Raw genomic sequence first — 13389 nt, forward strand, 5'->3', positions numbered from 1 at the left:
GGCGGGGTCAGTGGAAGACGGTGCCGCCCAAGACGATGTGGGTCGGGTGGTGCAGGGCGGCGAGGTCGGCGCGCGGGTCGTCGGCGTAAACGATCAGGTCCGCCGGGGCACCGTGCTCGATGCCGGGGTGGCCCAGCCATTCGCGCGCTTCCCAGGACGCGCTCGCGAGAGCCTGCGTACGCGACATGCCCGCACGATGAAGCGCTTCGACCTCGTCGGCGATACGGCCGTGCGCGACCATGCCGCCCGCGTCCGTGCCCGCGAAGACGCGTACGCCCGCTTCAACCGCCGAAGAGACCATGTCGGCGACACCGGTGTGCAGCGCGCGCATGTGGGCCGCGTACGTCGGGTACTTGCCTGCCTTGTCCGCGATGCCCGGGAAGTTCTCGATGTTGATGAGCGTCGGCACCAACGCGACGTCGCGGCGCGCGAGTTCGGCGAGCTGGTCTGGCGACAGCGCGGTGCCGTGTTCGAGACAGTCGATGCCCGCGCCGATCAGGCCCGGCAACGCGGCTTCGCCGAACACGTGCGCGGTGACGCGTGCGCCGAGGTCGTGGGCGATGCGGATGGCTTCGGCCAGCACGTCGTCCGGCCACAGCGGTGCGAGGTCGCCTTGGCCGCGGTCGATCCAGTCGCCGACGAGCTTGACCCAGCCGTCGCCGTCGCGGGCCTGTTCGGCGACCGCTTCGGGCAGCAGCGGCGGGTCGTCCAGTTCGATCGCGAAGCCGGGAATGTACCGCTTCGGCAGCGCCAGGTGGCGTCCGCAGCGGATGATCGTCGGCAGGTCGGCGCGCGATTGCAGCGGCCGGACGTCCAGGGGCAGGCCGCAGTCGCGGATCAGCAGGGTGCCCGCGTCGCGGTCGGTCGCCGCCTGGTCCGCCGCCTCCTCGACCGACAGTCCGCCGTGCGGGCCGAGGCCCGGGTGGCAGTGCGCGTCGACGAGTCCCGGGACCACGAATCCGCCGGTGGACAGCGTTTCCGCGCCGGGAATCGGCTCGAACGACAGCTTTCCGTCCTGAATCCAGAGGTCACGCGGTTCGCCGTCAGGCAGGACGGTGCCGTGCAGGTGCAGCGGGCTCAATTGCTCTTCGGGTCCTTCGGCAGCTTGAACTTGGACGGGTCGAAGCCGGGCACGTCGTTCATGCCGCCGAGCTGGGACAGGTCCGGCATCCCGCCGCCGCCCATGCCGCCCGGGGGAAGCATCGGCATGCCACCGGGCATCCCGCCGCGCATCTTCGGCTGCGTGGGGCCGCGCCCCTTGCCCTTCTTCCCCTTCTTGCCCTTGCGGTTCTTGCTCCCGCCGCCTCCGCCGCCGAAGCCGAACCGGCCGGCCATCTGCGCCATCATCTTGCGCGCCTCGAAGAAGCGGTTGACCAGGTCGTTGACCTCGCGGACGGTGACGCCGGAGCCGTTCGCGATGCGCAGCCGGCGCGAGCCGTTGATGATCTTCGGGTCGGCGCGCTCGGCGGGGGTCATGCCGCGGATGATCGCCTGGAGCCGGTCGAGCTGCTTGTCGTCGACCGCGGCGAGCTGGTCTTTCATCTGGCCCGCGCCGGGCAGCATGCCGAGCAGGTTGCCGATCGGGCCCATCTTGCGCACCGCGAGCATCTGCTCGAGGAAGTCCTCCAGCGTGAGCTGGCCGCTGGTGAGCTTTTGCGCGGCCTGTTCGGCCTGCTCCTGGTCGAAGTGCTGTTCGGCCTGCTCGATCAGGGTCAGCACGTCGCCCATGCCCAGGATGCGCGAGGCCATCCGGTCCGGGTGGAACGTGTCGAAGTCCTCGAGCTTTTCGCCGTTGGACGCGAAGAGGATCGGCTGGCCGGTGACCTCGCGGACGGACAGCGCGGCACCACCGCGGGCGTCGCCGTCGAGCTTCGTGAGCACCACGCCGGTGAAGCCGACACCATCGCGGAACGCCTCGGCCGTGGTGACCGCGTCCTGACCGATCATGGCGTCGACCACGAACAGGACTTCGTCCGGCTGCACGGCCTCGCGGATGTCCGCGGCCTGCTTCATCAGCTCTTCGTCGACACCCAGGCGGCCCGCGGTGTCGACGACCACGATGTCGTGCTGCGCGTGCTTGGCCTCTTCGATCGCGCGGCGGGCGACGTCGACCGGGTCGCCGACGCCGTTGCCCGGCTCCGGCGCGAACGTGGTGACGCCCGCCCGCTCGCCGACGACCTGCAGCTGGGTGACCGCGTTCGGCCGCTGGAGGTCACAGGCGACCAGCATCGGCGCGTGGCCCTGTTTCTTCAGCCACATCGCCAGCTTGCCGGCCAGCGTCGTCTTGCCAGCACCCTGGAGACCGGCGAGCATGATCACCGACGGCGGGTTCTTGGCCAGGTTCAGCCGCCGCGTCTCGCCGCCGAGGATGCCGACGAGCTCCTCGTTGACGATCTTGACGACCTGCTGCGCCGGGTTCAGCGCCTGGGAGACCTCGGCGCCCTTCGCCCGGTCCTTGATCTTCGCGATGAACGCCTTGACCACCGGGAGCGCGACGTCCGCTTCCAGCAGCGCGATGCGGATCTCGCGCGCAGTGGCGTCGATGTCGGCGTCGGACAGCCGGCCCTTGCGCGAGAGCGACTGCAGGGCCGAGGTGAGCCGATCGGAGAGGGTGTCGAACACGGGGGTGCACGCTCCAGCTGGGTCGAAAGTTCGCGTGCCGGGCGGTGCTCGGCACCCCCGGCATCTTCCGAGGGTAGCCGCCCCGGCCACCCGGCCTTCACGGGTACGGGAAGGGTACTACGCACCCGCGTATTAATTGGCCGAGCGACAACAGGTCAACTGCGCGAAAATCGTTCGACCGGCTTCGCGGATTAAGTAAACATAGGCGTATGACATCAGCAACTGCCCGGCGTCCGACGCTCGCCGAACCGGCAGGAGACGAGGACGAACAGGTCCCGTTCAGCCGCATCGCTGGCCTGTTCCGGCCGCACCGGGGTGCGCTGGCCGGGCTGTGCGCGCTGCTGGTCGTGCAGGCCGGGCTGGGCGTGACCTCGCCGTTCCTGCTGCGGGAGATGCTGGACGACGCGCTGCCGCACCGCGACGCCCTGCTGGTGAGCCTGCTCGCCGCCGGAATGATCGCCGCCGCGCTCGGGTCCGGAGCGCTGAGCGTGCGGACGACCGGGCTGTCCAACACCATCGGCCAGCGGGTGATGAACGAACTGCGGGTGGCGGTGTACAGCCATCTGCAGCGCATGTCGCTCGGCTTCTACACCCGGACCAAGACCGGCGAGGTGCTGTCGCGGGTGTTCAACGACATCGGCGGTGTGGACAACGTCGTGACCGGGACCGCCGCGTCGATCGTGCAGAACGGCACCACGGCGCTGGCGATCGCGGTGGCGATCCTGGTCATGAACTGGCAGCTGGCGCTGTTGTCGCTGGTCGTCGTGCCGTTGTTCCTGCTGTTCACCCTGCGGCTCGGCGGCAAGCAGCGGAAGCTCGCCCGCGGCCGGACCCGGCGGATGGCGAGGCTGACCACGATCGTCGAGGAATCGCTGTCGGTCACCGGCGTGCTGCTGGCCAAGACGATGGGCAACGCGACGCTGATGCGCGACCGGTTCGCCGAGGAGTCGCGCGAGGTCGCGGCGCTGGAGCGCAGTGCCGCGCTGGCCGGGCGGTGGCAGCGGGCGGCGCGGACGATGAGCCTCACGATCATCCCGGCGCTGGTCTATTGGGCAGCCGGGCTGGAGCTCGCCGGTGGTGCGGCCCCGATTTCGCTGGGCACCGTCGTCGCGTTCACCAGCATGTTGAACCGGCTGCTCACGCCGGCGACGGCGATGCAAACGGTGGGCCAGAACGTCGCGTCGGCGAAGGCGTTGTTCGGGCGGATCTTCGAGGTGCTCGATCTGCCGGTGGAGATCGACGACCGGCCGGGCGCGCGGACGCTGCGGCCCAGCGGCGGGGCGGTTTCGATGCGCGGGGTGTCGTTCCGCTACGACGACGATGGCCCGTGGACATTGCGCGATATCGACCTCGACGTGCCCGCGGGGACCACGACAGCGCTGGTCGGGTCGACGGGTTCGGGGAAGACGACGCTCGCCTACCTGGTCGCTCGGTTGTATGAGGTGACCGAGGGAAAGGTATGCGTGGACGGGACGGACGTCCGGGATGTCACGCTCGCGTCGCTGGCTGCCGGGGTGGGATTGGTGTCGCAGGAGACGTATCTCTTCCACGCGTCAGTGCGGGAGAACCTGCGTTTCGCGAAGCCGGACGCCACCGACGAGGAGCTGGAGAACGCCGCGAAGGCCGCGCACATCCACGACACGCTGGCCGCGCTGCCGGACGGGTACGACACCGTGGTCGGCGAGCGTGGATATCGGTTCTCCGGCGGGGAGAAGCAGCGGATGGCGATCGCGCGGATCCTGCTGCGCAATCCGCCGGTGCTGATCCTGGACGAGGCGACGAGTTCGCTGGACAACCGCACCGAACGGGCGGTGCAGGCGGAACTGGACCGGCTCGCGGCGGGCCGCACGACGATCGCGATCGCGCATCGGCTGTCCACTGTGGAGCATGCGGACCAGATCGCGGTGCTGGACGCCGGGCGGATCGTCGAACGGGGCACGCACGCGGAACTGCTGGCGCTGGACGGGCGGTATGCCGCGTTGGTCCGAGGAGAGGCCGCCTAATCTGGCCTCATGCAGACCGAACCCGCCGACGAGCTGGCGATGCTGGCCCGGGCGGTGCGCGAGGGCGTCGGCCGGCTGAACTGGCGGATGCGCTCCGAGGCGGACACGCCCGCCCCGGGACCGGCGGTGCTGGCGGTGCTGTCGCGGCTGTACCGGGGCGGCACGCATACGCCGAGCGAACTGGCCGAGGCGGAACGGATGCACCCGCAGTCGCTGACGCGGATCCTGGCCTCGCTGGCCGAACGCGGCTGGATCACGCGCACTCCCGATCCGGCGGACGGGCGGCGGTCGCTGATCGACATCACTCCCGCCGGCCTGCGGGAACTGCGCAACTATTCGATCGCGCGGGAGGCCTGGCTGGCCGCTGCTCTCGAACGGACGCTCAGCCCGACCGAGCGGGAGCTGCTCCGGCTCGCGGCGGGGCTGCTGACGCGGATCGCGGATTCCTGAAGCCTGGGAGTCCCGGGGCGGCCGCTCCCCACGGCCGTCCCCGGAACTCTGGCGGAAGAGCTCACCTCCCCGGGAGCCTTCCGCCGCAGGCACGCGGAGCGGTTCCCCCTCGACCACCCGGCGTTGGGGAGAAGTCTGCCGTCCGGGACCGGGCGCGCGGCAGCGTGAAGTCCCTCAATCGGCACTGAGTAGAACTACTCAAACGCGGGTGTCGGGCCCCGCGGAGTCGCTCGTGAACTCGAAGAGCGGTTCCGAATCGGCGAGTTCCTCGGCCGAGCAGCTCACCGCGCAGGCCGCGGCCTGGAGGACTTCGGTGAGAACCTCGACCTCCGACGGCGAGACAGCGGCGAGCGCGGGATTGCGGACGTCCATGCGGCCGGCGAGACCGGCCAGTGCGTGAGACAGCGCGTGCTGGCCCGCGACCAGCTGGGTGACCACCTCGGACAGCTCGCCGAGGGTGGCGGCCGATCCGTCGCCGCGGAGCAGGGCGGAGAGTTCTTCGGCGCAGGTGCGCAGGTGCCCGGCCACGACTGTCGGGGGCAGCGAAAGCTCGGGCAGGTTCTCGTGACCTCGCACCGCGTTCACCTCGCCCCTTGCTCGGACCTGCCATCCTGCCATCGGAACGGGGGTTGTCGCTTCCGACACCCCGAATGGGTGAGCCCGGATGGCGCAATTGCAGGTGGTGTGCCCTGCGCGGCTGCGCCGCGAGAAGACGGTTGCGAGGGGCACCCCGAAGCTGGATTGTGCTGACGGTCTGGGGGTGCTTGTCAAGGCGGGAAAGATGCCTTGACAAACACCCCCCAGACCGCAGGGAGGCTTCGTATCGGGGTGCGGGGGAGGGTCTGGGTGCCTCGATCGTCGGGTGCGCGGGTGCGGTCGGGTGGGCGGGTGGGCGGTCCGTGAAGGGCTCCTTGAGGGAATTAGATTCCCTCAAGGAGCCCTTCACGGACGGTCAGGAGACTGCGGCTAGGACGGCCTCGGTGATCGCGGTTCGCCACTGTGGGGTGACGTGGCCGGATCTTGGCGAGAGGGCGAAGGAGTCGACGACGGCGCCGCCTAGGGTCGCGGCTTTCGCCCAGTGGACGTCGGCCTCGGCGCGGCGCAGGGCGCTTGCCACGCGGAACAGCAGGCCGATCCGGTCGGCGGCGCGCAGTTCCAGCACGACGGCGTCCGGGCCGCTGGTTTCGTCGTCGAACCATCGCACGACCGGCTTGACCACGGCCGGCGACGAGGTCGCGTAGTCCCGTTCCTTCGCGGCCAGCCGTTGGGTGAGCGGCATCGTTCCGGCGACCGCGCGGGCGAACTGTTCCCGCAGCAGCGCGGGATCCGGGAGCGAGCCGAACTTCGGCGACGCGGTGAACACGCCTGCCCGGCCTCGGCCGGAGTGTTCGCGCAGAACCGCGGAGTGGACCTCCAGGGAGTTCAGTGCCAGCACCCCGGCCGCGGGGGCGAGCAGTTCGCGGTCCGCGGGCACGGCCAGCAGGACCGTGACGACCTTGCCCTGTGCGGAGATCCGGATCTGCCCGGCGCCGGTCCGGGCGGCCTCGGCGACCAGTTCGCGCTGGTCGTCGTCCAGCGGCTCGGGCGGCGTGAAACCCTTGCCGTGCACCGCTTCCTCGCAGCCGCTGACGAGTTCGGCCAGCAGCCGGTCCTTCCAGTCGGTCCAGACGCCGGGTCCGGTGGCCAGCGAGTCGGCGCGGGTCAGGGCGTGCAGGAGTTCCAGCAGGACGACGTCGCGGTCCAGGGTTTTCACCACCCGCGAGATGGTCGCGGGGTCGCCGATGTCGCGTCTGGTCGCGGTGTGCGGGAGCAGCAGGTGGTGGCGGACCATGGCGGAAACCGTCGCGACGTCCTCGGGCGGCAGGCCCAGCCGTTGCGCTACCGAGGCGGAAATCTTCGCACCCAGTTCGGAGTGGTCGGCCTCGCGGCCCTTGCCGATGTCGTGCAGCAGCGCGCCGATCAGCAGCAGGTCGGGCCGCGACACGGTGGTGGTCAGCTTCGCTGCTTCGACACACGCCTGAACGAGGTGCCGGTCGACAGTCCACTGGTGCACGGGCGACCGCGGCGGCAGGTCGCGCACGGACCCCCATTCCGGGAACAGCCGGGCCCACAGGCCGGTGCGGTCCAACGCCTCGACCGCGTCGACCAGCCCTTCCCCCGCGCCCAGCAGTTCGACGAGGGCGTTGCGGGCGTCGTCCGGCCACGGCTCGCGCAGCTCGGGCGCGGACTCGGCGAGCGTGCGCAAAGTACCTGGTGAGATGGGCTTTTGTGTCCGAGCCGACGCGGCTGCCGCGCGAAGCAGGAGCGCCGGGTCTCGTGCCGGGAGCGCGTCTCGGGCCAGCGCGACTTCGTCGCCGTGCAACACGACGCCCTCAGCCAACGGACGGCGCACGGGACGTCGACCGAAAAGCGGGCGTGGTTGTTCCACAGTGGACCGAAGGGCGACATCGACGGCGTACGCGATGGTCCGGCCCGCACCGGAAAGCTTGCGCGCCAAGGCGAATCTGTCGCCCAGCTCCAGTTCGTGCGCGACGACGTCGGCGTCCGGAGCGCTGAGGATGTCCCGTTCTCGACGGGATTCGCGGCGCAGTTCCGTGCGAACGTCGAGCAGGAGTTGCTTGGCTGCCAGCAGTTCTTCGCCCGGTCGCGCGGTGAGCTGTCCGGCCGCGAGGGCTTCCAGCACGCCGAAGTCGCGGAGGCCGCCGCGGCCGTGTTTGAGGTCCGGCTCGGCGGATTGGGCGATCTCGCCGCTGCGCCGCCATCGGGTGTGGACGGATTCGGCCAGCTCCGGCAAACGTTTGCGGGCCGTCCGCCGCCACTGGTCGCGGGCGGCGGAAGCGAGGCGTTCGGTGAGAGCCGGGTCGCCGGCCAGGTGCCGGGCGTCGAGGAGACCGAGCGCGGTCCGCAGGTCCTCCGCCGCGACTTTCAGCGCCTCGCCGGGGGTGCGGACCGAATGGTCGAGGCCGACCCGCGCGTCCCACAGCGGGTACCACAGCGCGTCGGCGATCTCCCCGATCTGACTGTTTCCGTTGTGCAGCAGCACTAAATCGAGATCGGAGTACGGCACCAGCTCGCGCCGTCCCAACCCCCCTACGGCGACCAGCGCGACACCTGGGTCCGCGGTGTCGACGCCGGCCGCCGTCGCTCCTTTCCCGAGCCAGAACTCGTACAGATCGACCAGGGACGTCCGCAGGGCGGGCGCTCCGTGCCGTCCTTCGAGCAGCAGCGCAGTGGCTCGGGCGAGTTCTCCCCCGTCGGTCATCGGCTACAGCGCGTCCGTGCCGCGTTCGCCGGTGCGGACCCGGATCACCGTCTCCACCGGCGTCACCCAGACCTTCCCGTCGCCGATCTTGCCGGTGTGCGCGGCGGTGGTGACGGCGTCGAGGACCTTCTCGACCACGGCGTCGTCCGCCACGACCTCGATCTTCAGCTTGGCCACGAAGTCCACCGAGTACTCGGCCCCCCGGTAGACCTCGGTGTGCCCCTTCTGCCTGCCGTAGCCCTGGACCTCGCTCACCGTCATCCCGAGCACGCCCAGCTGCTCCAGCGAGGAGCGGACGTCGTCGAGCGTGAACGGCTTGACGATCGCGGTGATGAGCTTCATGCCTTGGTCTCCTCGAGTTTCGTGACGGGCTTGGCCGGGAACGTGCTCGAGTGGCCGAGGCCGCCCATGCCGGTGAAGTCGTAGGCGCTCTCCGCGTGCTGACCCTCGTCGATGCCGCTGACCTCGTGCTCGGTGCTCACGCGGAACCCGCCCGCCTTCTTGATCGCGAAGCCGATGATCAAGGTCATGATGAACGAGTAGCCCAGGACCGCAAGCGCGGCGACCACCTGGATGCCCAGCTGCTTGAAGCCGCCGCCGTAGAACAGGCCGTCCGCGCCCGCCGAGTTCACGCTCTTGGTGGCGAAGAGCCCGATCAGCACGGTGCCGACGAGACCGCCGACGAGGTGCACGCCGACGACGTCGAGGGAGTCGTCGAAGCCGAGGCGGAACTTGAGCGAGATGGCCAGCGCGCACAGCACCCCGGCGATGACGCCGATCGCGATCGAGCCGAGCGGGCTCACGAAACCGCAGGCGGGCGTGATCGCGACCAGCCCGGCGACCGCACCCGACGCCGCGCCGAGCGTGGTCGGCTTGCCGAACTTCAGCTGCTCGACGAGCAGCCAGCCGAGCACCGCGGCCGCGGTCGCGACGGTGGTGTTGGTGAACGCGACGCCCGCGAGGTCGTTCGCACCGAGCGCGGAACCGGCGTTGAAGCCGTACCAGCCGAACCACAGCAGCGACGCGCCGAGCAGGACGAACGGGACGTTGTGCGGACGGCCGGTGTCCTTCGGCCAGCCCTTGCGCTTGCCGAGCACCAGCGCGAGGGCGAGACCCGCGGCACCGGCGTTGATGTGCACCGCCGTGCCGCCGGCGAAGTCGAGCGCCTTGAGCTGGTTGGCGATCCAGCCGCCCACCGCGTCCTTGCCGGTGAATCCGTCGAACGAAAACACCCAGTGCGCGACCGGGAAGTACACGACGATCACCCAGATCGCCACGAAAAGCGTCCAGCCCCAGAACTTGGCGCGATCCGCGATGGCACCGGAAATCAGCGCCGGGGTGATGATCGCGAACATCAACTGGAACATGCAGAACGCGAGCAGCGGCAAGGCGTCCGGACCCGGCCACGGAACCGCGGGCGGGCCGGAGCTCGCGAGCCCGACGAGTTTGCCGAACGCGTCCGACAGGCCCGCGTAGTCGAGGTTCCCGACCAGGCCGCCGAAAGCGTCGTCGCCGAAGGACAGCGAGAACCCGAAAAGCACCCACAGCACCCCGACTATCGCGAGTGCGATGAAGTTCATCATCAACATGTTCAAAACGCTCTTCGCGCGGACCATGCCGCCGTAGAAGAACGCGAGGCCTGGGGTCATGAGCATGACCAGCGCGGCGCTGATCAGCACCCAGGCGGTATCTCCGGCGTTCAGCACAATCGTCCTCCCGTGCCGTGGGCAACTGCAGAGGAAGTGTTGGCCGCCGGTGTTTCACCAGGCTTCGGTTCACGTTTCCCTCGCGTGAACTCCGGTGCGGTGGTTGTTACGGGGACGTTTCCAGAGACCCGGGGCGAAATGTCCGGTCAGGCAACCTCATGGTCGAATAGCGCCCATGTCTTTGCCTGATCGGGTGATCGAAGCGCTGCGCTGTTCGGTGTGCGCCGAGCCGGTCTCGCTGACCGGCCGGACGCTGCGCTGCGAGCGGCGGCATGCGTTCGATCTGGCCCGGCAGGGTTACGTCAACCTGCTGCACGCGCGCATCCCGGCGGGAACGGCCGACACCGCGCCGATGGTGGACGCGCGGGCGGCGTTCTTGTCTTCCGGTGCGTACGCGCCGCTCGCCGAGGCGGTCGCCGCGGCTGGTTCTGCTCCTGGATTGATCATCGACGCCGGAGCCGGGCCTGGCTATTACCTCTCGCGAGTGCTGGACGAAGCGCCGGACGCGGTCGGGCTGGCGCTGGACGTGTCGGCGATCGCGTTGCGACGGGCCGCGCGGGCGCATGCCCGGCTGGGTGCGGCGGTGTGGAACCTGTGGGAGCCGTGGCCGGTGGCCGACGAGGTGGCTTCGGTGGTTTTGGACGTGTTCTCGCCGCGGAACGCCGCGGAGTTCCATCGGGTGCTCGCGCCGGGCGGGAAGCTGGTGGTGGCGTCGCCTTTGCCCGGGCATCTCGCGGAACTGGGCGATCTGGTGCTCGCGGTGGACTCGCGGAAGGAAGAACGGCTCGAGGCCGCCCTGGGCGGGCTGTTCGTGCGGGAGTCCGCGGCGGAGGTGGTCCGGACTCAGCCGTTCAGTGCCGCGCAGGTGCGGGACGTGGTCGCGATGGGCCCCGCGGGATTCCACCTGGACCGGGACGGGCGGCGGGAGAGGCTCGAGGCCGCGGCGGGGAGGGACGTGACGCTGGCGGTTTCGGTGAGCACTTGGCGGAAACGGTGAGGGCCAGGCCGGACACCCGAGTACGAACGGCCCAACTGAGCGACGTCGAGGCGATCTGCCGCTTCGGCGAAAGGCACATCCCGCCGCACTACACCCCGCTGATCGGCGAAGCGGCGGCCCAGCGCCAAGTCCGCCAGTGGTGGAACGAATCGCACGTCTCCGCGGCGGTGGCGGACGGGCGAGTTGTCGTCGCCGAAACCGGCGGACGCATCGTCGGCGTCGGGCAGCGCGGACCGGATCACGTCGTCTACAAGCTTTACCTGCACCCGGACCACCGCGGCCACGGGCTGGGCCCACAGCTGCTCGACGCCCTCGCCAGCCAGCTGCCGGAAGACGTCGGCCAGCTGCGCATCGAGCATTTCGCCGCCAACGAGCGGGCCGCGGCGTTCTACGAACGGGAAGGCTTCGCGGTCGAGCGGATCGAACCGGACCCCGCCGGGGATCCGGCGCTCGCGGTGGTCTGGCGAGCCCGCCCGATCACTCTCCGGGAGGAATGGCCGCCGCCCCGGGCGCTGGGTTAGCGTGGCGCTCGATGAGCGAACGTACCTGGGGCTTCCGCACCCGCGCCCTGCACGCCGGCGGCACTCCCGACCCCGCGACCGGGGCTCGTGCGGTGCCGATCTACCAGACGACCAGCTTCGTGTTCGAGGACGCGGCCGACGCGGCCAACCTGTTCGCGCTGCAGAAGTACGGGAACGTCTACAGCCGGATCGGCAACCCGACCGTCGCGGCGTTCGAGGAGCGCGTCGCGAGTCTCGAGGGGGCCATCGGCGGGGTCGCGACGGCCAGCGGGCAGGCGGCGGAGTTCCTGACGTTCTCGGCGCTCGCGGAGGCCGGCGACCACATCGTGTCGGCTGCCGGACTGTACGGCGGGACGGTCACGCAGCTCACCGGAACGCTCGCGCGGTTCGGTGTCGAGACGACGTTCGTGCACGGCGACACCGAGGACTACGCCAAAGCGGTGACCGACCGCACGAAGCTGATCTACACCGAGGTGATCGGCAACCCGAGCGGTGCGATCGCGGACCTCGCCGGGCTGGCCGATCTCGCGCGTTCGCACGACATTCCTCTCGTGGTCGACGCGACGCTCGCCACGCCGTACCTCTGCCGCCCGATCGAGCACGGCGCGGACATCGTCCTGCATTCGGCCACGAAGTTCCTCGGCGGACACGGCACGACGCTCGGCGGGGTCGTCGTCGAGGCAGGAACTTTCAACTGGGGCAACGGAAAGTTCCCCCGGATGACCGAGACCGTCGACAGCTACGGCGGGCTCAAGTACTGGGAGAACTTCGGCGAGTACGCGTTCTGCACGCGGCTGCGCGCGGAGCAGTTGCGCGACATCGGCGCGGTGCTGTCGCCGCATTCGGCGTTTTTGCTGCTGCAGGGCGTGGAAACGCTGCCGCAGCGGATGGACGCACATGTCGTCAACGCGCGGGCGATCGCGGAGTACCTGAACGCCGACCCGCGGGTCGCATGGGTGTCTTACGCCGGGTTGCCGGATCACCCGCATCACGAGCGCGCCGCGCGGTATCTGCCGCAGGGGCCGGGCGCGGTGTTTTCGTTCGGGGTGAAGGGCGGACGCGCGGCGGGCGAGAAATTCGTGGAGTCGGTGGAACTGTTGTCGCACTTGGCAAACGTCGGCGACGCGCGGACGTTGGTGATCCATCCGGCTTCGACGACGCACGCGCAACTGTCCGAGGATCAGCTCGCCGCGGCGGGCGTCGGCCCGGACCTGATCCGGCTGTCGGTCGGGCTGGAGGACGTCGAGGATCTGCTGTGGGATCTCGACCAGGCTCTCGACAAGGCGGTGAACGCGTGAGTTACGACGTCGGAGCGGTCGAACGGCGGCGTCTTCTCGGGCGCACGAAGTCGGTGACGGTCGTGGGCGCGTCGGCGAATCCGGCGCGGCCGAGCTACTTCGTGGCGACGTATCTGCTGTCTTCGACGCGGTACGAGGTCAACTTCGTGAACCCGCGGCTCGACACGTTGCTGGGGCGGCCGGTGTATCCGTCGCTCGCGGACGTGCCGGGCGAGCTGGATCTGGTGAGCGTGTTCCGCAAGCACGATGACCTCCCCGGGGTAGCCGAGGAGGTCATCGAGGCAGGGGCGCGGACTCTGTGGCTCCAGCTCGGCCTGTGGCACGAACCGGTGGCGGACCGCGTCCGCGAAGCGGGGTTGGACGTGGTGATGAACCGCTGTGTGAAAATCGAACACGCGCGTTTCGCGGGCGGTTTGCATCTCGCCGGATTCAACACCGGGGTGATCAGCTCCCGGCGGCAAACGGCACCGTAAACCAGGTGCTGACCTCAGGACGGTCGGCGGGCAGCTCCACGCTTTCCTTACCGCCGA

12 protein-coding genes are annotated in these 13389 nt (G+C 69.9%); 6 read left to right on the forward strand and 6 right to left on the reverse strand.

Annotated elements, in window-relative coordinates; all coding sequences use genetic code 11:
- Window positions 1-7: 7 nt before the first annotated feature.
- A complete protein-coding gene (locus tag ATK30_RS08765) occupies window positions 8-1081 on the reverse strand; it encodes an amidohydrolase family protein (RefSeq protein ID WP_101435143.1) in 1074 nt (357 codons plus the stop codon).
- Window positions 1078-2622 carry a signal recognition particle protein gene (gene ffh / locus ATK30_RS08770; protein ID WP_101435144.1) on the reverse strand — a complete coding sequence of 515 codons (1545 nt, stop codon included), beginning with the start codon at window positions 2620-2622 and terminating at the stop codon, window positions 1078-1080. Before ffh ends, ATK30_RS08765 begins: the two co-directional genes overlap by 4 nt.
- A 209-nt stretch (window positions 2623-2831) precedes the next feature.
- On the opposite strand from ffh, the gene ATK30_RS08775 reads away from it, so the two are divergent.
- Together ATK30_RS08775 and ATK30_RS08780 are read left to right on the forward strand one after the other, a co-directional pair.
- The gene (locus ATK30_RS08775; protein WP_101435145.1) at window positions 2832-4625 is read left to right on the forward strand and encodes an ABC transporter ATP-binding protein; all 1794 of its coding nucleotides are present in this window, start codon (window positions 2832-2834) and stop codon (window positions 4623-4625) included.
- A 9-nt stretch (window positions 4626-4634) separates the two neighbouring features.
- The gene (locus tag ATK30_RS08780) at window positions 4635-5075 is read left to right on the forward strand and encodes a MarR family winged helix-turn-helix transcriptional regulator (protein ID WP_101435146.1); all 441 of its coding nucleotides are present in this window, start codon (window positions 4635-4637) and stop codon (window positions 5073-5075) included.
- Window positions 5076-5273: 198 nt separating this feature from the next.
- Here the strand turns inward: ATK30_RS08780 and ATK30_RS08785 are convergent, their stop codons facing one another.
- From ATK30_RS08785 to ATK30_RS08800, 4 genes are all read right to left on the reverse strand, one after another.
- A complete protein-coding gene (locus ATK30_RS08785) occupies window positions 5274-5651 on the reverse strand; it encodes a hypothetical protein (protein ID WP_208637304.1) in 378 nt (125 codons plus the stop codon).
- A gap of 376 nt (window positions 5652-6027) precedes the next feature.
- The gene (locus tag ATK30_RS08790; protein WP_101435148.1) at window positions 6028-8337 is read right to left on the reverse strand and encodes a [protein-PII] uridylyltransferase; all 2310 of its coding nucleotides are present in this window, start codon (window positions 8335-8337) and stop codon (window positions 6028-6030) included.
- 3 nt (window positions 8338-8340) lie between these two features.
- Window positions 8341-8679 carry a P-II family nitrogen regulator gene (locus ATK30_RS08795; RefSeq protein WP_101435149.1) on the reverse strand — a complete coding sequence of 113 codons (339 nt, stop codon included), beginning with the start codon at window positions 8677-8679 and terminating at the stop codon, window positions 8341-8343.
- Window positions 8676-10043, reverse strand: a complete 1368-nt coding sequence (locus tag ATK30_RS08800; RefSeq protein WP_167441864.1) for an ammonium transporter — start codon at window positions 10041-10043, stop codon at window positions 8676-8678. The genes ATK30_RS08795 and ATK30_RS08800 overlap by 4 nt, the downstream gene beginning before the upstream one ends.
- A gap of 175 nt (window positions 10044-10218) precedes the next feature.
- Between ATK30_RS08800 and ATK30_RS08805 the strand changes: the two genes are divergently transcribed.
- Genes ATK30_RS08805 through ATK30_RS08820 form a run of 4 tightly spaced genes read left to right on the forward strand, consistent with a single transcriptional unit; the run spans window position 10219 to window position 13332 of the window.
- Entirely contained in the window at window positions 10219-11040 is an 822-nt protein-coding gene (locus ATK30_RS08805) for a putative RNA methyltransferase (protein WP_101435150.1), read from the forward strand.
- The gene (locus ATK30_RS08810; protein WP_244194562.1) at window positions 11025-11561 is read left to right on the forward strand and encodes a GNAT family N-acetyltransferase; all 537 of its coding nucleotides are present in this window, start codon (window positions 11025-11027) and stop codon (window positions 11559-11561) included. The genes ATK30_RS08805 and ATK30_RS08810 overlap by 16 nt, the downstream gene beginning before the upstream one ends.
- Window positions 11562-11572: 11 nt before the next feature.
- The gene (locus ATK30_RS08815) at window positions 11573-12859 is read left to right on the forward strand and encodes an O-acetylhomoserine aminocarboxypropyltransferase/cysteine synthase family protein (RefSeq protein ID WP_101440713.1); all 1287 of its coding nucleotides are present in this window, start codon (window positions 11573-11575) and stop codon (window positions 12857-12859) included.
- Entirely contained in the window at window positions 12856-13332 is a 477-nt protein-coding gene (locus ATK30_RS08820) for a CoA-binding protein (RefSeq protein WP_101435152.1), read from the forward strand. Before ATK30_RS08815 ends, ATK30_RS08820 begins: the two co-directional genes overlap by 4 nt.
- Window positions 13333-13389: the final 57 nt, after the last annotated feature.

Source organism: Amycolatopsis echigonensis (genome assembly GCF_002846615.1).
Lineage (GTDB): Bacteria > Actinomycetota > Actinomycetes > Mycobacteriales > Pseudonocardiaceae > Amycolatopsis > Amycolatopsis echigonensis.